Raw genomic sequence first — 18,738 nt, 5'->3', positions numbered from 1 at the left:
GTGATGACCGACCTGACCGAACTGCACCGCGCGCTCCCCGAGGGATCCGTCATCGTCGATCCCGACATCACCGAGGGATATCGACGAGATTGGGCGAAGGACCCCGATGCCGGATCACCGCTGGCTGTCGTGCGCGCAACCTGCACCGCCGACGTGCAGGCCGTCATGAAGTGGGCCACCGCGCATCGCGTCGCGGTGGTTCCCCGGGGCGCCGGTTCCGGATTGTCCGGCGGTGCAACCGCCGTCGACGGCGGAATCGTGCTCACGACCGAATCGATGCGGGACATCCACGTGGACCCGGTGACGCGTGTGGCCGTGACCCAGCCCGGTCTGCTCAATGTCGAGGTCAAGAAGGCCGCCGCCGAGCACGGCCTGTGGTATCCGCCCGACCCGTCGTCGTTCGAGATGTGTTCCATCGGCGGCAACGCAGCCACCAATGCAGGCGGTCTGTGCTGCGTGAAGTACGGCGTGACCACCGACTACGTGCTGGGCCTCGAAGTGGTCCTCGCCGACGGCACAGCGGTGCGTCTCGGTGGCCCTCGGCTGAAAGATGTTGCGGGACTGTCTCTGACGAAGCTGTTCGTCGGCAGCGAAGGCACCCTCGGGATCATCACGGAGATCACTGTTCGACTGGTCCCCGCGCAACCGCCCGCGAGCACCGTCGTCGCATCGTTCTCCTCGGTGCGCGACGCGACGACGGCGATTCTCGCGATCACCCGAAATCTCCGTCCGTCGATGCTCGAGTTCATGGACCGTGCGTCGATCGGAGCGGTCGAGGACGCGATGAAGATGGGACTGGATCGGGGTGCGGCCGCGATGCTCATCGCCCGTTCGGACTCCCCCGGCGCCGATCGCGGACGGGAAATCGACATCATGGCCTCGGCATGCACCGAAGCAGGGGCGTCCGACGTGTTCACCACCGACGATCCCGACGAGGGTGAAGCCTTCGCTGCAGCACGGCGATTCGCGATCCCTGCGGTGGAACGGATGGGTAGCCTCCTGCTCGAGGACGTCGGGGTTCCATTGCCGGCGCTCCCCGACCTGGTCGAAGGCATCGAGAGGATCGCGGAGAAGTACGAGGTCCTCGTCGCGGTCATCGCACACGCAGGCGACGGAAACACCCACCCTCTGATCGTGTTCGACCCGGCCGACGCGGACATGGAGCGACGCGCGAACATCGCGTTCGGCGCGATCATGGATCTCGCGATCTCGCTGGGCGGCACGATCACCGGTGAACACGGAGTCGGCAGGCTCAAGAAGGCCTGGCTGCCCGATCAGGTGGGCGAGGACGTCATGAAGCTGACTCAGCGAATCAAGTCCGCACTCGACCCCGACGGCATCCTCAATCCCGGAGCCGTTCTCTAGTCGAGAGCGGCGGCGCACTCGTCGGCGACGGTCAGGACATCGTCGAGAATCTCCAGGCCCTGTCGGAGTTCGTCCTCGGTCGTCGTCAACGGTGGCGCGATCTGAATTCTGTTGCCCGCCATGAACGGCCACAGGCCGCGCGCTTTCGCCGCTGCGGTCACCTTCCCCATGGGTTCGGCATCCTTGCCCGACGCCGCGAACGGCACCAACGGCTCACGTGTCTGCTGATCCTTGACCAGTTCCACAGCCCAGAAGAACCCCCGACCTCTCACTTCCCCGACGCTGGGATGGGACTCGGCGAGCTTGGCCAGTCCGGCGCCGAGTACGTCGGCGCCGACGCTTCGGACGTAGGGCAGAATTCCGTCGCGTTCGAACACTTCGATGGATGCCACACCGACCGCACAGGCCAGCGGATGCCCCGAGTACGTCAACCCGCCCGGGTAGGGCTTGTGATCGAATTTCGACGCGATGGCTTCGGAGATGACGACGCCGCCCAGCGGGACGTAGCCGGAATTTATTCCTTTCGCGAACGTGATCAGGTCGGGCTCGACGTCCCAGGCCTGGCAGGCGAACCATTCTCCGACCCGGCCGAATCCGACCATGACCTCGTCCGCGATGTAGACGATGCCGTACCGGTCGCACAGTTCGCGCACCCCCGCGAGGTAACCCGGCGGCGGCACCAGGACACCGTTGGTACCGACGACGGATTCGAGGATGAGGCCCGCGATGTTCCCCGCGCCCTCGAGCTCGACGACCTGTTGCAGATGGGCCAGCGCCGCTGCGGTCTCGTCCTCGGGAGTCGTTGTACCCCAGGGTGACCGGTAGGGGTACGGCCCGAAGAAGCGGACGACGTCGACGTTGGTCGGTTCCGTGCCCCACCGCCTCGGTTCTCCCGTCAAGCCGATGGCCACGCCGGTTCCGCCGTGGTACGAGCGGTACGCGGCCAGCATCTTGGTCCGGCCGGTGTGCTGGCGGGCCAGGCGCACAGCATGCTCGACGGCTTCTGCTCCTCCGGTGGTGAAGAAGACTCGGTTCAGATCGCCCGGTGCTCGCGCCGCGACGAGAGCTGCGAGCTTGCTCCGGGTGGAGTTGGCGACCGTCGGGGAGATCGTCGTCAGCACACGGGCTTGGTCGACGATCGCCGCCACGAGATCCGGGTGCTGATGACCGAGGTTGACGTTGACGAGTTGCGACGAGAAGTCGAGGTATCGATTTCCCTTGTCGTCCCAGAACCAGGACCCTTCGCCGCCGTCGACGGTGATCGGGTTCAACTCGGCTTGCGCCGCCCAGGAGTAGAACACGTGGTCCATCTACTTGCCGCCTTCCTCCGACCCGACGGATGCAGTCGTCGCCCCTGCCAGATCCGGGATGACGTGCTCACCGTAGGACTCCAGTGTCGCCGATTTGGCGTCGTGCTGGAGGTACACCGAGAACTGGTCGACGCCCAGCGCTTCGAGCGCCTTCAGCTTGGCGACGTGCGCGTCGGGGCTGCCCAGGATGCAGAACCGGTCGATCACGTCGTCGGGCACGAACTCGGCGTGCGAATTCCCGGACTTACCGTGCTCGTTGTAGTCGTACCCGGTGCGTGCAGCGATGTAGTCGGTCAACGCAGCAGGTACACCCCCACCGTCGTTTCCGTATCGGGCCACGATGTCCGCGACGTGGTTGCCCACCATTCCCCCGAACCATCGGCACTGATCACGTGCATGCGTGAGTGCGCTCGCGCTGCCGTCGGTGACGTAGGCGGGTGCTGCCACACAGAACTTGATCGACGACGGATCCCGCCCGGCGGCGTCCGCGGCGGCCCGGACTCGTCCGATCGTCCACGACGCGATGTCCGGGTCGGCGAGCTGCAGAATGTACCCGTCGGCGACTTCCCCGGTGAGGTCGAGCGCCTTGGGTCCGTACGCGGCAACCCACACCTCGAGTGTCGATCTCGTCGCCCACGGGAATCGGACGACGGTGTCACCGAGCGACACCGACCGGCCGTTGGCGAGCTCGCGGATGACATGAATGGACTCGCGCAACTGGGCGAGCGTCGTCGGCTTTCCGCCGAGGGTGCGAACCGCCGAGTCACCTCGACCGATTCCGCAGACCGTACGGTTGCCGAACATGTCGTTGAGCGTGGCGAACGTCGACGCCGTCACCGTCCAGTCACGGGTGGCGGGATTGGTCACCATCGGCCCGACGACAACCCTCCTGGTTTCCGACAGGATCTGGCTGTGAATGACGTACGGCTCCTGCCACAACAGGTGGGAATCGAACGTCCAGACATGCGAGAACCCATGCGTCTCCGCGCGTCTGGCGAGGTCCACGACGCGTGATGCAGGCGGAGTGCACTGCAGCACGACTCCGATGTCCATCGGTCACACGAGATTCTGCGACAGCTCGCGCTTCACAAACCGTCCGTCTCCGGCCGAACCGCGATACTCGCCGTCGTCGACGATCACCTTGCCGCGGGAGATCACCGTGTCGACGTGTCCGTCGATCTCGAAGCCCTCGTAGGCGGAGTAGTCCATGTTCATGTGGTGCGCCTTTCCGAGTCCGATGCTGGTGTGGCCGTTCGGGTCGTAGATCACGAGGTCACCGTCCGCGCCGGGCGAGACGATGCCCTTCCTCGGGTACATGCCGAACATGCGCGCAGGCGTGGTGCAGCAGACGTCCACCCACTTCTCCAGGGTGATCCTGCCGTTCTTCACCCCCTGGAACATCAGATCCATGCGGTGCTCGACGGATCCGATTCCGTTGGGAATCTTGGAGAAGTCGCCGATGCCCATGTCCTTCTGGTCCTTCATGCAGAACGGGCAGTGGTCGGTGCTGACGGTGGCGACGTCCCCGGTGCGCAGGTAGCGCCACAATTCGTCCTGGTGGCCTTCGGCGCGGGATCTCAACGGTGTCGAGCACACCCATTTGGCGCCGTCGAATCCCGGCGCGCCGAGCTGCTCTTCGAGCGAGAGGTACAGATATTGCGGACAGGTCTCGGCAAACACGTTCTGCCCGTTGCCTCGCGCGACCGCGATCTGTTCCAGTGCCTGCTTGGCGGAGACGTGTACGACGTACAGCGGAGCTCCGGTGACGTTCGCCAACATGATGGCACGGTGGGTTGCTTCTTCCTCCAACTGCCACGGTCGCGAGGTGCCGTGGAAGTACGGTGCGGTGTCGCCGCGGGCCACCGACTGTGCGACGAGCACGTCGATGGCAATCCCGTTCTCGGCGTGCATCATCAACAATGCACCGGTCTCCGCCGCGGTCTGCATGGCGCGCAGTATCTTTCCGTCGTCGGAGTAGAACACGCCCGGATACGCCATGAACAGTTTGAAGCTGGTGACACCTTCGGACACCAACTCGCTCATCGCTTTCAGTGAATCACTGTCCACGTCGCCGATGATCTGATGAAACCCGTAGTCGATCGCACAGCGCCCGGCTGCCTTCTCGTGCCACTGCGCAAGCGTGTCCTGAACTCGTTGCCCTGGAGTCTGGATGGCGAAATCGACGATGGTGGTGGTGCCGCCCCACGCTGCGGCCCGAGTGCCGGTCTCGAACGTGTCCGACGCGAACGTGCCCCCGAACGGCATCTCCATGTGTGTGTGCCCGTCGACTCCACCGGGGAGCACGTACTTCCCGGTAGCGTCGATCACCGTGTCCGCGGTCTGGGTCAGATCGGCAGCGAGCGCCGTCGAACCCGGTTGCAGCACAGCAACGATGGTGCCACCGTCGATCAGCACATCGAGCAGCTGGGCACCTGTGGGCGAGACCACGGTGCCTCCGTGAACGAACGTCGTACCCATCTCAGCGCACCCGGCCGGCGGTCATGGCTCCACCAGCGGCGCGTAGGCGTCGGGTCTGCGGTCCCGGTAGAACGCCCATCGGTCACGGACCGTTTTGATGAGATCCATCTCCAGGTCACGCACGATCACCTCTGGCTCGCTGTCCGAGGCGACGTCACCGACGAACTTGCCTTCGGGGTCGACGAAGTAGCTGGTGCCGTAGAAGTCGTCGTCACCGTACTCCTCGATGCCGACGCGGTTGATGGCTCCGATGTAGTACTCGTTGGCCACCGCCGACGCCGGCTGCTCGAGTTTCCAGAGGTAGTTGGACAACCCGCGCGAGGTAGCCGACGGATTGAACACGATCTCGGCTCCGGCGAGACCCAACGCGCGCCACCCTTCCGGAAAGTGCCGGTCATAGCAGATGTAAACGCCGATGCGACCTACTGCGGTGTCGAACACCGGCCAGCCCAGGTTGCCTGGTCGAAAATAGAACTTCTCCCAGAATCCGTTCACGTGCGGGATGTGGTGTTTGCGGTATTTCCCCAGGTAGGTGCCGTCAGCGTCGACCACGGCCGCGGTATTGTAGAGCACGCCCGGTTGTTCCTGCTCGTAGACCGGCAGGATCATGACGATGCCCAATTCCTTCGCCAGTGCCGCGAACCTGTCGACAGTGGGCCCCGGCACCGACTCGGCGTAGTCGTAGAACTTCGAGTCCTGCACCTGGCAGAAGTACGGGCCGTAGAACAACTCCTGGAAGCAGACGACCTTCGCCCCTTGTTCAGCCGCACTGCGCGCGTATCCCTCGTGCGCCTCGATCATCGTCTGCTTGTCGCCGGTCCAGTTGGTCTGGACCAGAGCCGCTCGAACTGTCGTCATGGCTGACCACTTCCGTCCCTCGTTCTCGATGGGCCTGTTCAACATAAGTGATCCACGAGGTACACGTGCGGTCAATGGTGTTACAACATGAAGTGAGGACGTTTCGGCCGGGTAACGACTCAGGTCGACGGCATCAACAGGGCCCGCACAGCGTCGATGGTGTCGGCCTCCGCGGGTGTCTTGTCCGGCCGATACCGCAGCACGCGTGCGAATCTCAGTGCCACACCACCTGGATAGCGACTACTGGTCTGCGCGCCGTCGAGTTCGATCTCCACGACCAGTTCGGAGTTCAGGTAGACGGTGTGCTCGTCGCGCGATCGTTCGTGCTTGGGAAATTCCTCGGTCTGCCACTGCAACAACGCATCGGTGAGACCTTTGAACGTCTTACCGACCATGATCGGGTCACCACCGTCCGGGTCACGCGCTCCCAGATGAAGGTTCGACAACCACCCGGTGCGCCGCCCGTAGCCCCATTCCGCAGCCAGCACGACGAGGTCGAGAGTGTGCTCGGGTTTGACCTTCTGCCAGTCCTTTCCCCGTCGTCCGGCCGCGTAGATCGAGGACAGCGACTTGATCATCACCCCTTCGTGACCGGCGTCCAACGCCGCATCGAAGTGAGCGGCGGCCGAATCCGCGTCGGGTCGCACCAAGGACGGGATCCGATGTTGCGGAGCCACGCGCTCGAGGGCGTCGAGTCGTCGTTCGAGCGGTTCGTCCAGCAGGTCCACTCCGTCGAGGTGAATGCAGTCGAAGAAGTACGGCTGCAAGAGCAATTCGTGTGCGCTCTGCGCGCCGAACCGACTCATCGTCTCCTGGAACGGCCTAGGTCGCCCGCCGTCGTTCAGCGCAAGGGTTTCACCGTCCAACACCACGGACTCGCAGGGGAGTGTGCGAATCAGCTCCACCAATTCCGGTACGCCATCGGTGATCTCGCGCAGTGTCCTGGTGTAGATGTGCACGTCGTCTCCGAGCTTGTGCACCTGGATCCGCGCACCGTCGAGCTTGTATTCGACGCTGACGTCTCCCTCCATGTCCGCCCAGGCGGACGCCAGCGTCTCCGCCGGCGAGGCCAGCATGGGACGAACGGGCCTTCCGACCTGCAGCCCGAAGCCTGCCAGTGCCTCCTCCCCGCCATTCAACGCAGCGACTGCGGTCGCGTCGAGACGCCCGGACAACATGAACGCCCGACGCACCGGTCCCGAATCCAACCCGGCGGCCTTGGCGATCGCATCGGTCATCACTCCTTCGAGCGCACCCTGACGAAGCTCGCCGGTCATCAGGCCGACGAGAAACTTCCGTTCCTGCACGGTCGCCGACGCCCAGAGGTCGACCAGCAGTTCACGCCGACGCGCAGCCGAGCCCGGTCCCGACGTCGACGCGACGGCCGTGACGGCGTCGTCGACCTCGCTCACCGTCAGCACACCGTCCGGCGCGGCCGGGACGTCGATGTCTGCCAGAGTGCGCCACCCGACCCCGATGCGGCCCTGCGGCAGCTCCCCGGACAGCCAGGACACGACGACGCCCACGTCCGCGGACTGCAGGTCGGCGAGCAGCAGGCGCAGAGCCTCGGTCTTCGCCTTGCGGGAGCGCGTGGCACCGACGGCCGAGGAGGTGTCGATGATTCGAGTGAACAGCACGTACCGAACGTAACCGGAAGGTCGGACACTCAATCCTTCCGCGGCGCGAGCGCGCCCGGTCGACGTACGTCAGCTGAAGCCGAGCACCCGGTCACCCCACGCCACCCGGGTCTCCCCGTCCGGGTCGTCGACGACGTTGTCCTGGCCGTCGATCACCAACGTGCCGCGGGTCGGCTCGGTGTACAGCGGCCAGTGTTTCGCGCCGTCCAGCGTCGCGGGAACTCCGTGACGCGCGAACGCCGTCCACCGCTTCATGACACGAGCCGAAACGGCCGTCGCAGCTTTGCGGCCACCGAGCCAGAACGTCGGGTCCCGGTTCAGGGTGCCGAAGTTGCCGAAGACGTAGGGCAGTTCCGTCGCGTGCCCGGCTCCGATTCGAGCGGCTTTCAGCATCGGCGTCGCGTGGTCGAACCGGTACATCCAGACCGGCGAGTGCCTGCTGTGCGCATCGGCGATCCACAGGCTGGGCATCTTGAATCCCGCGTCGGTCGACATCGCGAGTGCCCCGGAGGTCTTCGATCGTTCCGGGTACGCCGACATGATCTCGGCGACGCGGAAGGCAGGCAGTTCCGCGTGGTCGTTCGCGATCGCCCGGAACATCTCGGACACGGTGTCCGAGGTGACCGGCATCAGCGGCGACTTCATCAACCGGAAGATCGACGCCTCGTCGTTGTTGGTTCCGATGATCAACGGAATTCGGTGGGCGAACCCTTTCTGGAACGCGGCGACCGGATACCGAGGCACGATGTCGCCGTCGACGACCGGGGCCAACCCGAGTGTGCCGGGCACCTTCGTCGGGATCTCGTAACAGAGCGTGTCGCCCTCCTCTACGAGCCGCATGAACTCGATGGTCTTCAGCTCGTGGATTCGGTCCGGCGTGATGTCGACGAGTTCGAGGAATCGTCCCGCGACCTGCGCAGCTCGGTCGGGACCGTACACCGACGTCGCTGGTGCGCTCTGCACTATCGCGCGGTGAAACAGCCCCTCGGCTTTCGGTGACGTCATCAGCGTCGTCACCGACGCGCCACCCGACGATTCCCCGAAGAGCGTCACGTTGGACGGGTCACCGCCGAACGCGCCGATCGATCGTCGCACCCACTCGAGCGCCGCGATCATGTCCCGCAAACCCAGATTCGATTCGAACACAGTGTCGTCGGTGGAGAACGAGGACAGGTCGAGGAATCCGAACGCACCGATCCGATAATTGATCGTCACGATCACCAGGTCGCCGACTTCCGCGAGACGCCGACCGTCGTACACCGCTTGAGACGAGGAACCGAGCGAGTAGGCGCCGCCGTGGATCCACACCATGACCGGCCGCGGGGTTCCGTCGGGCTCCGGCGCCCACACGTTGAGCGACAGGCAGTCCTCCGACATGGGGATGTCGGGATCGATGGGTACCGGGTTGTCCAGGCCCTGCGGAGCGACGGACCCGAAGTGCCGGCAGTCCCGTGGCTGTGTCCACGGTTCGACGGGCCGCGGGGATCGGAATCGATGTTCACCGTCCGTCGGCGCCGCGTAGGGAATGCCTTTCCACGCGTGGACCGACCCGTCCTGATGGCCGATCACGTCGCCGTCGGGCGTGCGCACCTGGCATGTCGTCTCGCTCATAGCCCCTCCTACGATCTACCGGCGTTCGCCAACGTACCAACTCAGCGTCGGCGCGGATCGTCGTTCATCTCTGCGCAACGTTCTTTATGCTGGGCGTATGACGCGAGTCCGGATCTATGCCGGTGCAGCATGCGGGCTTGCCGCCGTGGTCATGTCCGGGTGCAGCACGCAGTCGTCGGGGAACGCAACGGCACCGCTGGCGACTGTGAACACCGATCCGCCGTCGGTGGTCAGAACAACCACACCCTCGGCCGCGACAACTCCGCCGTCGACTCCCGTGCCGACGACCACGCTGCCATCGACGACGATCTCGACCGCCGCGCCCGCGATCGCCGACCCCTCTCGTTACGAGGGGCTCAGCGGCTTCTACTACTTCATCTCTCCTACCGGCAAATTCGAATGCGCGGTGTTCATCACCGATGCGTCGGTCGCCGGCTGCCACGGCGAGTTCCCGTCGAATGCTCCTCGGGTGGAGGGCAGCGGCGCCCCGGATTCGCTGGTAGCGCCCAACACGGTCGAGCTCACGGCAGGCACCGCGGCGCGATTCCTGAGCTCCGGCGATCCTAGGTTCCATCGGTTCGACGCCATCGCCACTCCGCTCCCCTACGGTGAAACGCTCTCGATACCCGGGTCGGGTACGTCGAACGGCATCACGTGCAGGGTCGACGAGCTCGCCGGGGTCTCCTGCGTCGACCAGGTAGGGCATGGTTTCACCGTGTCCGACACGGCGTTCGAGTTGAAGTGACCGGTGTGTTTCGCAGTGCGAACGACCGGGCATAAGCTGACAGCCGTGCGGCGAGACCGCCGCACGATCATCTGTCGCGGCCGAGAGCACTGAGCTCTCCGACCGGGGAGGAGTTTTCCCGATGTCCACCACGCCGACTCGACGCAACGCCAAAGTCATAGGCGTCAGCGTCGCCGCCGCGGTCGGCGGCTTCCTGTTCGGTTTCGACAGCTCCGTGATCAACGGGGCCGTCGACGCCATCGAGGGCCGTTTCTCGCTGGGTTCGTTCACCACCGGTTTCGTCGTCGCCATCGCGCTGATCGGCTGCGCCGTCGGCGCCTGGTTCGCCGGCTCCCTCGCAGACCGATGGGGTCGCAAGAAAGTGATGGTGCTGGGCTCGGCCCTGTTCACCATCTCCTCGCTGGGATCGGGCCTCGCCTTCAGCGTCCCCGACCTGATCCTGTGGCGCATCCTCGGCGGCCTCGGTATCGGTATCGCCTCCGTCATCGCGCCTGCCTACATTGCAGAGATCGCTCCTGCGAAATGGCGCGGAAGCCTGGCGTCGCTGCAGCAGCTCGCGATCACCCTCGGCATCTTCGCCGCCCTCCTGTCCGACGCTCTGCTGCAGGGCGCCGCGGACGGCGCGTCCAACGACCTCTGGCTCGGCCAGGAAGCCTGGCGCTGGATGTTCCTCGTCGGCGTCGTACCCGCCCTGATCTACGGCCTGCTCGCGGTCACCATCCCCGAGTCACCTCGCTACCTCGTCGGCAAGCATCTCGATCAGGAAGCTGCCGACATCCTCGCCAACATCACCGGCGAACTGCATCCCGACGAGCGAGTCCACGAAATCCGTCTCACACTCCGCAAGGAGGAGAAGGCCTCGTTCGCCGACATCCGCGGACCGAAGTTCGGGCTCCAGCCGATCGTGTGGGTCGGCATCGTCATGGCCGTCCTGCAACAGTTCGTCGGCATCAACGCGATCTTCTACTACTCGACGACGCTGTGGAAGTCCGTCGGCTTCACCGAGGACCAGTCCTTCACGACCTCGGTCATCACCTCCATCATCAACGTGACGATGACCTTCGTGGCCATTCTGTTCGTCGACCGGATCGGCCGGCGCAAACTGCTCCTGGGTGGTTCGGTAGGTATGTTCGTCGGCCTGCTGATGGCCGCGGTCTCGTTCTCCCAGCAGATCGGCAGCGGCGACGACGTCTCCCTCCCGAGCCCCTGGGGTGCCGTCGCGCTGATCGGAGCGAACCTGTTCGTGATCTTCTTCGCCGCCACCTGGGGACCCATCATGTGGGTTCTTCTGGGCGAGATGTTCCCCAACCGCATGCGCGCCGTGGCCCTCGGAATCGGCACCGCCGCCAACTGGCTCGCCAATTTCGCTGTCACCCTTGCATTCCCGCCACTCACCCAGGCCGTCGGCCTGTGGGTGATCTACGGGTTCTTCGCCATCATGGCTGCAGTCTCGTTCTTCTTCGTGAAATCGAAGATTCCCGAGACCAACGGCATGGAACTCGAAGACATGCAGTAACGGATCGCCGACGAGGGTGCTATGGTCGGCGATGTTCTGACACGGGGTGCGTCCGTACATGCGGATGCTGAGATCACACCCGTCGAACCTGATGCAGGTAATGCTGACGAAGGGATGTCAAGGCGATGACTACGCCTGTGCACTCGGTGCACTCCGAAAGACCCGGCGATTCCGGTCGCTTCACGAACAACCTGTGGGACGCGACGGCGGATCTGCGCGCCGCCATCGACGATCTCGAGTTCCTCGGGCTCCTCGGTGACGGCACGCTGCCGCTGGACGCGTTCCGCACGTACATCGCACAGGACGAGCTCTACCTGGCCGGATACGCCAAGGCCCTGTCCATCCTGGCGTCGAAAGCGCCGGACACGCAGACGGCGGCGTTCTGGGCGTCGTCTGCGGCAGGTGCCGTCGCAGAAGCGTCACTTCACGCGTCACTGCTGTCCAGCGACGCGCTACCGAGCCCCGGGTCCGTGATCGAACATTCACCGGCGTGCCTGGGCTACGTCTCGTACCTCGTCGCCACTGCAGCGACGGAACCCTACGCCGTTGCGGCCGCGGCTGTTCTTCCCTGCTACTGGATCTACGCCGATGTGGCAGTTCGGTTGTCGCTCGCGGCGCGGGAAGTGTTGCAACGCAACCCCGAACACCCCTATGCACGGTGGGTGTCCACGTACGATTCCGACGAGTTCCGTACGCTCGTCGACGGTGCCCGCGTCCTCGTCGACGATGCGGCCGCTGCAGCCACGGACGCCCAGCGCGACGCCATGGCGCAGGCGTTTCGCGTCGCGACAAGATACGAACTGATGTTCTGGGACACCGCACTTCACCCGACGCCGTGGCCGGTGGCACGATGAAACGATTACTCGCCCTTGCGTGCGCCGCGATCTCCGTCGCGGGCCTGACCTCGTGCGCGCAGTCGAACGATTCGGACACGATCAGATTCGCACTCGACTGGACACCCAACACCAATCACACCGGCTTGTACGTCGCCCTCCAGGAGGGCTACTTCGCGGACGCCGGACTGGACGTGGAGGTGTTGCCGTACAACAACACTTCGTCGGACACCCTCGTCGATTCCGGTAACGCGGAGTTCGGGATCAGCACGCAGAGCTCCACCGTTTTCGCGAAAGCTGCGGGTGCGCAGATCGTTTCGGTGCTCGCCCCCCTCCAGCACTGGGCAACGGCAATCGGTGTACGCGCAGACCGTGACGACATTCCGAGCCCCAAGGCATTGGACGGCAAGGTGTACGCGGGCTTCGGTGACACCGGTGAGAAAGCAGGGCTCCGACAGGTCATCCAGAACGACGGCGGTAGAGGCGAATACGAGACCGTGGTTCTGGGGACGTCGGCGTACGAAGCCGTGTACTCCGGTACTGCGGACTTCACCGTCTCCTATCTCGCATGGGAAGGCATCGAAGCCGAGCACAGCGGGACTCCGATGAAATACTTCGAGAACACCGACTACGAATTCCCCGACGCGTACGCGATCACCATCAGCGGCAACGAGAACTGGCTGGCCGACAACCCCGACGAAGCCGGGAAATTCGTCCAGGCACTGCAACGCGGGTACCAGCTGGCGGCCGACGACCCCGATCGCGCCGCCCAGGACGTCATCGACGCCAACCCGGGAACCTTCACCGACGAATCGTTGGTCTTCGAGAGCCAACGGATGTTGGCGGACAAGTACATGCGCGACGGCGACGGCGAAGTCGGCACGCAGAACATCGACAAATGGACCGAGTACTCGAAGTTCCTGTACGACAACGGGGTTCTGGTGGACGAGAACGGTGCGCCGCTCACGTCCGAGCCCGACTGGTCCACGTACTTCACCGACGACTACCTCGGCGAATGACAACCTCGGCGATCGGTGATGCATCCTCCGGAGCGCCTCCCGCCGCTCGCGGTGTCCGGCGATGGCCTGCTGTCAGGGCGGACGGGCCGGCGCTCGTTCGCTGGGCTCTGCCGTCGGCAACCATCGTCGTCGTCCTCGTCGCGGTGTGGCAGACCTACGTCACCACGAGTGGAATTCGACCTCAGGTACTTCCCTCACCCACGCGAATCCTGAGCCAGGGATGGGCCCATCGAGACGCGATCGCCACCAATGCTGCAGCGACACTGCAGGTCACGATCATCGGCTTCACCGTGTCCTGCATCGTCGCCTGGACTCTTGCTGTCGCCGTTGATTTCTCTCCGTGGCTGCGCCGTGCCGTCGTCCCATTGTTCGTGGTCTCTCAGACGTTGCCGATCATCGCGATTGCGCCACTCCTCATCATCTGGTTCGGCTTCGGACTGCTTCCGAAGATCCTCGTCATCGCATTGGCTACGTTCTTCCCCATGGCAATCGGCCTGATCGAGGGTTTCGCCTCGGCCGATCGCGACGCCCGCGCGCTTCTGTCGAGCATGGGCGCCAGCCGCTGGCAGCAGTTCAGATACGTGCGTCTACCGTCGGCGATGCCGCGGTTCTTCACCTCGCTTCGAATCGGCATCACCTACGCCGTCGTCGGTGCGATCTTCGCGGAATATGCAGGTGCGAGCGCGGGGCTCGGCATCTACATGAGCCAGCAGAAGAACTCGTTCCGTACCGATCTGGTGCTCGCTGCCGTACTCGTCACCGCCGTCATCAGCGTGCTGCTCTTCGTGCTGACGTACTTGATCGAAAGACTGTTCATACCCTGGGCTCGAGTCGAACGGGGACGAGAGGAACAGCCGCGATGAGCAGAGTGCACGTGGCAGGCCTGACGAAGTCCTACGGGAACCGCACGATCCTGGACGGCATCGACTTCGACGTCGAACCCGGCGAATTCGTGTCAGTGATCGGCCCGAGCGGATCCGGCAAGAGCACCATCTTCAACATGGTGGCCGGCCTCGACTCGCCGGACGGGGGTGTCGTGGAGGCACCTCGCAGTGCCTACATGCCGCAGAAAGACCTGCTCTTCCCCTGGCGGTCGGTGCTGGACAACACGACCCTCGGTCTCGAGGTGCAGGGCGTCCCGAAGAAAGAGGCGCGTACCCGAGCTCGAGAGCTGTTCGACGTGTTCGGGCTCGCCGGCTACGAGAACGCTCGGCCCTCGGAGATGTCCGGGGGAATGCGCCAGCGCGCCGCACTCCTCCGGACCGTCGTCCAGGGCCACGACCTACTCCTGCTCGACGAGCCGTTCGGCGCCTTGGACTCGCTGACCCGAACAGACATGCAGCAATGGTTGCAAGACGTCTGGCTTCGCTACCGCTGGACGGTACTGATGATCACGCACGACATCCGAGAGGCCGTGTACCTCTCGGATCGCGTGGTGGTGCTCTCCGACAAACCGGCCCATGTCCGACGCCAGGTCGCCGTGCCCCTGCCGAGACCACGTGAGCCGATGGTCGTCACGACACCCGAATTCGCTGCCGTCGAATCGGAACTGATCGACGTGCTCGTCAGCGCACGTCGGTCACGAACCCAATCGGGTCGCTAGATCCGACACTGCGGATCGTGCGTCCGCGAGGCTCGCCTCGGCCTGCGGAGTCAGCGCCGCCATCGCCGGAACTCGGGATGCGAGAGTCAGGTCGACCGTGACGATGAAGACTTCCATCCCCAACGCCTTACCGAGCACCTGCTGCAGCTGTGGCACGGTGTGGTCCGCGCCGAACTCCGGAGTCCCCGGCCCGTACTGGTCGCCTCGCGACGACACCACCACAACCGGCTTACCTTCGAGAGGTCGAGTCGGCGCATCGAACGGCACGGTGATTCCGGGAACGTGGATGTAATCGATCCACGCTTTGAGTGTCGACGGAACGGACCAGTTGTACATCGGTGCACCGACGAGAAGCACGTCCGCCGAGACCAACTCGTCGATCAGTTCTTTCTGCAACGCCTCGGCTTCCGGCGGCGCAACCTCGTCCGAAGTTCTCAGATGCGGCGCCCAGTGCAACGCGGACGTCGGCAGATGTGGCGGCGGATTTCGGTGCAAGTCCCGATAGATCACCGAATGATCGGCACCGAGCGAATGCCAGGTGTCCGAAAAGTGTGCGGTCACCGCTCGACTGACGGACGAAACAGGATCAGCGGACGAATCTAGATGCAACAACTGCGGCACGGACACTCCTTCTAGTAGCTGTAACTAGAGAATATGCCCAGCATGGGAGTGGAGCCGGCAGATAGGCTCGAGGTATGGATCATCGGTACATTGCATCGGCGTTGTCGCACCGTGACGCGCAGTTGGTTTCCGCTCGTATCGCGGAGTCGAGCGACCGTGTACCCACTGTTTCGTTCGATGGCGTAGAGCTCGACATCGACGAGTCGGGCCGGCGCGCTGTCGTGGAGCTCCTCCGACTTCTCGCCGGGGGTACGTCGGTGACGGTGGGCCCGGTGAGCGAACTACTGACGACGTCGCAGGCTGCCGAAGTGCTCGGTGTGTCCGATACGTACGTCAGGAAACTCGCCGACGCGGGCAACCTCGCGATCGAAATGCGTGGCACTCACCGCAGGTTTCGCCTGGAAGATCTTGTCCGGCTTCGGGAGACGTTCAAGAAAGATCAGCCTGCTTCACGGCCGAGCAGCTCGGACTGAAGAGTCAGCAGGTCTCGGAACGCTTCTCCTGATGCACGCCACAGCTGTTCACTGTCTATGAAGTCGACACCGAGCAAGTTGACGTCTCCACGGTAAGCGCCGACATCGACGGACAGTTTCCGAACGATCATGGAAATGTCACGGTCGAGGTAACCGGAGTCGCTGCTCTCGAGCGCCCGGAATTGAGCGGAGAAGTGGTCTGCCGATATCCGACGATCCACGAATTGCGCAACAAGGATGACGAAACGCGATGCGTGCAGCGATGGGGATCGAAACGAATGCTCCACGGAACCTTTGCCTCCCTGGTCGACAACGCCACTCGTCGTCGCCATCGAACTCAACGGACCGAGACACCGACGTGGCTGGGCAGCGGACCCGTCAGGGAGCCTGCCGTGCGAGGGGTGTCGAATATCTCGATGTAAAACAGGAACTTCACCCACGATAGGGAGTAGAACCTGATGGATCCGCTGTTTTCGGGATTGCTATGACCGTTCACAACAGAACGGTCGGTCCACTTGTGACCTACAGGAGTGACCCGAGCGGTGCGCGTTCGGGAGTATCGAGCTCCCAGAATTTCCAACCGTCGCAGACCTGCTCATCACCGCTGATATGCGTCGCGACAGCACTGGCGGCCTCGGTCGGATCCTCGAATCTCCGGCCCTCCATCGGTCCGCGTACGATTTCCAGGCGCGAATTGTCCGGGTCGTACCGCGCACTGAGACGGTAGCCGTCGAAATCAGCGACGACTCGAACGCGCAGGTCGATCACCTCTTCGACCGACGCGGACCGCTTCGCATTCGTGCGCCGGGTCTGTTTGCCGACGCGATGAGACGCAGCAGAATGCGCAGCGTCTGCCAGCGTCAGGTCCGCGTCGACGTTCAACCCGAGAAGACTCCACCGGTCGTGACCGTGCTGAACCCGGCCGACAGCGATTGCGTGGTGTCCTGTGCGGGAGCGCAACGGGGAATCCTGCACCCACAGATCGACCTCGCCTTTGATGTCAGCTGCCATTTCTTCGGACGACACCATGAAGAACGACGGATTGGACTTGCTCAGATCCACGAACACCCAGTATGTCGAGCCTGTGTCATCGGTGGCCAGCGACTCGTCCTGCCTGCGCGCCTTCCAGTCACCTTCCGCCTTGGACCGGACCCGGACTACACAGCTGGAACCGTCGACAGCCCAGACCTGGACCGGATTACGACGCGACGTGGTGAGGCGCTCAGCGCGACCCCCGTGCATCACTACCGCTTCGATGAATGCGCGTATACCCTGCTCCGAAACGTCTTCCACGGTGCTACCTCTGTTCTGCCTACCCGTGCAGATGAAGAGAGGTGCCTACGACGGGTAGCACGCGCACGACTCGGGGATCTGACCCCAGCCTAGTGGTCCAACACCCCCCGTGGATACCGTGCACAATCGACACATGGACGCACGGGCCGAGCACGACGCCGAACGAAGCCGATTCGTGTTGTACTCGGACACCGAGCTAGCCGCGGTATCCGAGTACTTCGATGTGGGCGATACCCGCAATTTCTTCCACACCGTGACGCTCCCCCAGTACCGCGGCAGGGGATACGCCGCGGCACTGACGGAATACGCCTTGAACGACACCCGCTCGCGGCGACTGTTGGTTCAGCCGTCCTGCTGGTTCGTTCGCGAGTTCATCGAGACCAACCCCGACGAATTCGGAGACTTGCTCACTTCTCCCGAATCTCCCGACGAGCGGTAGCGAACAACGGATAGTTCTCCGCATTCCCGCCGGCTTCACCCTTCTTCTTCCGATACCGTTCCAACGACTTCGCAACGCGCAGTTCATGTTCACGGATAACGTTCTCGTACAAATACATGGAAACTCCTCGAATAGCTTTGCAGCCCAGCATGATCAGGGCAGGCGAAGACACCGAATGCCCTGCGAATACGAATAGCGGAATGGACGTCGCTACCCGAACGAGAGTGCGGCACGGGACACCGTAAACGGATGCCCGGCAATGATTCTCAGGTTTCTTACCAAGTTGCACCCCTTTCGGTCCATGTACTCGCCGTGTTCCGTGCACCATCATGCTGCACGACCCTCACAGGCGCCACCGAATTAAATTGCACCGAACATCGCGGCCGGTTGTCCTCCGGTCGCGGGCAGATCCGAGTGCCGACGACAACGATGTCAACGAGCATCTGACACGTGCGTGAGCGGCTGTGTACCTGCGAGCGGAAGGGGTGGCCTCGTCTTGTACGCGTGGGGGTGTGAGCGCACATTCGGGGGGTGTTTTCGTGGGTGTGGTCCGTTGTTCGGTGATGGATGCTCGCCGTTGTGTCGGGTGCACGGCCAGGTGCTAGCACCTGGGTGAGCGTCCGGCACATGGGTGAGCGTCTGTGTCTCTGCCCGGCGGAGGGGTGGTGGATTCACCCTCGTGTTGTGCGTGGGGTGGGGGTGTCAGCGCACATTCGGGGGGTGTTTTTGCGGTGGGGGTGTGCTCGACGGGTGTCCGAGGGGGATGCACGGTGGAGTGTTTTTGGTTGGGGAATGCAGAACACCCCCGAACCGTGTGGTTCGGGGGTGTTCTGGAAAATGTGTTCGGCGGTGTCCTACTCTCCCACACCCTGTCGGGTGCAGTACCATCGGCGCTGGAGGGCTTAGCTTCCGGGTTCGGAATGGGACCGGGCGTTTC

18 protein-coding genes, 1 rRNA gene and 1 riboswitch are annotated in these 18,738 nt (G+C 63.9%); of the genes, 9 read left to right on the top strand and 10 right to left on the bottom strand.

Annotated features, from left to right (window positions below):
* The first annotated feature begins 3 nt into the window (after positions 1-3).
* Positions 4-1,365 (top strand): FAD-binding oxidoreductase, encoded by a 1,362-nt coding sequence (locus CH293_RS17785; protein ID WP_037104525.1) that lies wholly within the window; start codon positions 4-6, stop codon positions 1,363-1,365.
* On the opposite strand, the gene CH293_RS17780 is transcribed toward CH293_RS17785, so the two are convergent.
* The 6 genes from CH293_RS17780 to CH293_RS17755 form a co-directional block, all read right to left on the bottom strand.
* A complete protein-coding gene (locus tag CH293_RS17780; protein ID WP_037104522.1) occupies positions 1,362-2,675 on the bottom strand; it encodes an aspartate aminotransferase family protein in 1,314 nt (437 codons plus the stop codon). The genes CH293_RS17785 and CH293_RS17780 overlap by 4 nt on opposite strands.
* Entirely contained in the window at positions 2,676-3,728 is a 1,053-nt protein-coding gene (locus tag CH293_RS17775) for a TIGR03842 family LLM class F420-dependent oxidoreductase (RefSeq protein ID WP_094720969.1), read from the bottom strand.
* A gap of 3 nt (positions 3,729-3,731) precedes the next feature.
* The gene (hydA, locus tag CH293_RS17770; protein WP_037104516.1) at positions 3,732-5,153 is read right to left on the bottom strand and encodes a dihydropyrimidinase; all 1,422 of its coding nucleotides are present in this window, start codon (positions 5,151-5,153) and stop codon (positions 3,732-3,734) included.
* 21 nt (positions 5,154-5,174) lie between these two features.
* Complete coding sequence (locus tag CH293_RS17765) at positions 5,175-6,011, bottom strand: nitrilase-related carbon-nitrogen hydrolase (protein WP_037104513.1); 837 nt, start codon at positions 6,009-6,011, stop codon at positions 5,175-5,177.
* A 119-nt stretch (positions 6,012-6,130) separates the two neighbouring features.
* A complete protein-coding gene (locus CH293_RS17760) occupies positions 6,131-7,648 on the bottom strand; it encodes an ATP-dependent DNA ligase (protein ID WP_037104510.1) in 1,518 nt (505 codons plus the stop codon).
* Between the two features lie 69 nt (positions 7,649-7,717).
* Positions 7,718-9,259, bottom strand: a complete 1,542-nt coding sequence (locus CH293_RS17755; RefSeq protein ID WP_094720968.1) for a carboxylesterase/lipase family protein — start codon at positions 9,257-9,259, stop codon at positions 7,718-7,720.
* Between the two features lie 97 nt (positions 9,260-9,356).
* Here CH293_RS17755 and CH293_RS17750 point away from each other — a divergent pair, with 97 nt between their 5' ends.
* The 6 genes from CH293_RS17750 (at position 9,357) to CH293_RS17725 (ending at position 14,975) form a co-directional block, all read left to right on the top strand.
* Positions 9,357-10,004, top strand: coding sequence for a hypothetical protein (locus CH293_RS17750; RefSeq protein WP_094720967.1), 648 nt, complete (start codon positions 9,357-9,359; stop codon positions 10,002-10,004).
* 121 nt (positions 10,005-10,125) lie between these two features.
* On the top strand, positions 10,126-11,520 hold the full coding sequence (locus CH293_RS17745; protein ID WP_037104504.1) for a sugar porter family MFS transporter: 1,395 nt from the start codon (positions 10,126-10,128) through the stop codon (positions 11,518-11,520).
* A 32-nt stretch (positions 11,521-11,552) separates the two neighbouring features.
* Positions 11,553-11,652, top strand: a riboswitch (TPP riboswitch).
* Entirely contained in the window at positions 11,646-12,374 is a 729-nt protein-coding gene (locus tag CH293_RS17740; protein WP_176460047.1) for a TenA family protein, read from the top strand. Its footprint overlaps the riboswitch before it by 7 nt.
* On the top strand, positions 12,371-13,372 hold the full coding sequence (locus tag CH293_RS17735; RefSeq protein ID WP_052059114.1) for an ABC transporter substrate-binding protein: 1,002 nt from the start codon (positions 12,371-12,373) through the stop codon (positions 13,370-13,372). The genes CH293_RS17740 and CH293_RS17735 overlap by 4 nt, the downstream gene beginning before the upstream one ends.
* Complete coding sequence (locus tag CH293_RS17730; protein WP_176460046.1) at positions 13,369-14,235, top strand: ABC transporter permease; 867 nt, start codon at positions 13,369-13,371, stop codon at positions 14,233-14,235. Before CH293_RS17735 ends, CH293_RS17730 begins: the two co-directional genes overlap by 4 nt.
* The gene (locus CH293_RS17725) at positions 14,232-14,975 is read left to right on the top strand and encodes an ABC transporter ATP-binding protein (RefSeq protein ID WP_037104492.1); all 744 of its coding nucleotides are present in this window, start codon (positions 14,232-14,234) and stop codon (positions 14,973-14,975) included. Before CH293_RS17730 ends, CH293_RS17725 begins: the two co-directional genes overlap by 4 nt.
* Here CH293_RS17725 and CH293_RS17720 read toward each other — a convergent pair.
* Positions 14,952-15,596, bottom strand: a complete 645-nt coding sequence (locus tag CH293_RS17720; protein ID WP_094721018.1) for an FMN-dependent NADH-azoreductase — start codon at positions 15,594-15,596, stop codon at positions 14,952-14,954. The genes CH293_RS17725 and CH293_RS17720 overlap by 24 nt on opposite strands.
* Positions 15,597-15,670: 74 nt before the next feature.
* Here CH293_RS17720 and CH293_RS17715 point away from each other — a divergent pair, with 74 nt between their 5' ends.
* Entirely contained in the window at positions 15,671-16,069 is a 399-nt protein-coding gene (locus CH293_RS17715) for an excisionase family DNA-binding protein (protein ID WP_037104486.1), read from the top strand.
* Here CH293_RS17715 and CH293_RS17710 read toward each other — a convergent pair.
* Both CH293_RS17710 and CH293_RS17705 read right to left on the bottom strand, forming a co-directional pair.
* A complete protein-coding gene (locus CH293_RS17710) occupies positions 16,036-16,401 on the bottom strand; it encodes a homoserine dehydrogenase (protein ID WP_241483596.1) in 366 nt (121 codons plus the stop codon). The two genes, CH293_RS17715 and CH293_RS17710, sit on opposite strands and share 34 nt — an antisense overlap.
* 190 nt (positions 16,402-16,591) lie before the next feature.
* Entirely contained in the window at positions 16,592-17,362 is a 771-nt protein-coding gene (locus CH293_RS17705) for a hypothetical protein (protein ID WP_037104483.1), read from the bottom strand.
* 133 nt (positions 17,363-17,495) lie between these two features.
* On the opposite strand from CH293_RS17705, the gene CH293_RS17700 reads away from it, so the two are divergent.
* Entirely contained in the window at positions 17,496-17,801 is a 306-nt protein-coding gene (locus CH293_RS17700) for a GNAT family N-acetyltransferase (protein WP_037104480.1), read from the top strand.
* Between the two features lie 841 nt (positions 17,802-18,642).
* Here CH293_RS17700 and rrf read toward each other — a convergent pair.
* Positions 18,643-18,738 (bottom strand): 5S ribosomal RNA (rrf, locus tag CH293_RS17695); the annotation flags it as partial.

Source organism: Rhodococcus sp. 14-2470-1b (assembly GCF_002259415.1).
Lineage (GTDB): Bacteria > Actinomycetota > Actinomycetes > Mycobacteriales > Mycobacteriaceae > Rhodococcoides.
This window is presented reverse-complemented; position numbering and strand designations above follow the sequence as displayed.